A 1,014-nucleotide genomic window follows, 5' to 3' on the forward strand; every position below is an offset into this window, starting at 1 on the left:
CGGGCGACCTCGCCGGTATCACCTCCCGGCTGGACCATCTGGCAGACCTCGGCGTGGACGCGATCTGGCTCTCGCCGTTCTATCCCTCGCCGCAGCCACCCTGCTGCGCACCGAACTCGCCCGCTTCGAACCCCATATCGATCTGGCCGATCCCACCGCGGGCAACGATCCGGCCGCCGCGCTGCTCGTCTTCGACGCAGGCAGCGTCCTCGGCGCCGACATGTTCGCCCTGATCGACCGGCTGCGCGCCGCCGGTCAGCGAATCCTGCTCGCCATGAACGGCTTTCACGCCTATCAGGACTGGCGCGCGACCCGCGACCGCAATCTCGAACTGCTCGCCGCGCGCGGCATCACCGACCTCGACATCGTCGCCGTCTCGGCCCGGCTGGCCGCCGCCGCCCGCGCCACCGACGACTCCGCCCTGCTCGACCGCTCCGGCGTGGCCGGACTGCACGCCACCCTCGCCGCGGCCACCGCGAAGGGACCCGCCGACGGCGCCGAGCGCCGCAGCGTCGTGCGCACCCGGGTACTCGCCGACACCAGGGCGAGAATCGACGAACAGATCGCCGCCCTTCGCTCCGGCACGGATACCGCCCGGATCAGAGAGGAGCGCATCGGGCTGGTCGCCGAGCGTGACGGCGGTCGCCAGACCGGCCTCGCCGCCGTGCGCAGTCAGCTCCAGCTCGCCCGCGTCGACCTGACCACCGAACTCGGCGCGATGGTGCGGGCACTGCACACCCGTTCCCGCGCCGAACTCGACCGCTGCGACCGCGCCGAACTGCGCGCCTACCCTCAGCGTTTGCAGCAGGCGGCCGGTGAACTGTCGGTCTCGGTCGACGCCGTCATCGACGCACGGGTCATCGAAGCGGCTCGCCGGATCGGCACCGCCGCGCCGACCGCCCGTCGACACGATCCGGCGTGAAGGCGGTGCCACGGTCGTGCGGGTTCGTGATGTCGGAGAGGCGCTCGACACCGATGACGAGTACGTTCCGGGCGCTGCCGCCGCGGATGAAG

Annotated in this window: 1 protein-coding gene and 2 pseudogenes; 2 read left to right on the forward strand and 1 reads right to left on the reverse strand. The window is 72.1% G+C overall.

All coding sequences use genetic code 11. The annotated features are described in order from the left end of the window. Both AB0F44_RS30445 and AB0F44_RS30450 read left to right on the forward strand, forming a co-directional pair. Window positions 1–95 (forward strand): annotated as a pseudogene (locus AB0F44_RS30445) (alpha-amylase family glycosyl hydrolase); the annotation flags it as partial. 125 nt (window positions 96–220) lie between these two features. Further along, window positions 221–922 (forward strand): hypothetical protein, encoded by a 702-nt coding sequence (locus tag AB0F44_RS30450; protein WP_357361131.1) that lies wholly within the window; start codon window positions 221–223, stop codon window positions 920–922. Here the strand turns inward: AB0F44_RS30450 and AB0F44_RS30455 are convergent. Next, window positions 921–1,014, reverse strand: a pseudogene (locus AB0F44_RS30455) (hypothetical protein); the annotation flags it as partial. The gene AB0F44_RS30450 and the pseudogene AB0F44_RS30455 overlap by 2 nt on opposite strands.

This window comes from Nocardioides sp. NPDC023903 (assembly GCF_040639295.1).
Lineage (GTDB): Bacteria > Actinomycetota > Actinomycetes > Propionibacteriales > Nocardioidaceae > Nocardioides.

Coding starts and splice junctions, on each gene's coding strand:
- AB0F44_RS30450 (WP_357361131.1), top strand. CDS start 221: ATGTTCGCCCTGATCGACCGGCTGCGCGCCGCCGGTCAGCGAATCCTG.